General features: G+C 70.4%; 1 protein-coding gene. It reads left to right on the top strand.

Annotation, left to right across the window (positions count from 1 at the left end; all coding sequences use genetic code 11):
• Nucleotides 1–17: 17 nt before the first annotated feature.
• A partial coding sequence (locus GV790_RS30885) for a hypothetical protein (protein ID WP_218586513.1) occupies nucleotides 18–230 on the top strand: 213 nt, incomplete at its 3' end.

Here is a 230-nt window from a genome sequence, read left to right as displayed (position 1 = left end):
CGGGCAATAAACGGCGCATGATCGCGCGTTCCGCCGAGTGGCTGGCCTATCCACATAGCGCGATCAGCGGCATTCCCGCGTGTTCACGCCAGATGGGGAGCAAGGATCGCCGCCCCGGCACATACGCGAAGCGGCCCCGTTATCCGGGGCAAGCCGGAAAGGTGGACGCCGATGCCCGCGAAGGTGACCCGGCTACGCACCGCGCCGACGCGCCCCTGCGCGCCGCCGCC

The organism is Nocardia cyriacigeorgica (assembly GCF_010858045.1).
GTDB classification, from domain to species: domain Bacteria; phylum Actinomycetota; class Actinomycetes; order Mycobacteriales; family Mycobacteriaceae; genus Nocardia; species Nocardia cyriacigeorgica_E.
Note: the sequence above shows the minus strand (reverse complement) of the source record. Positions and strands in the feature narration are given on the sequence as shown.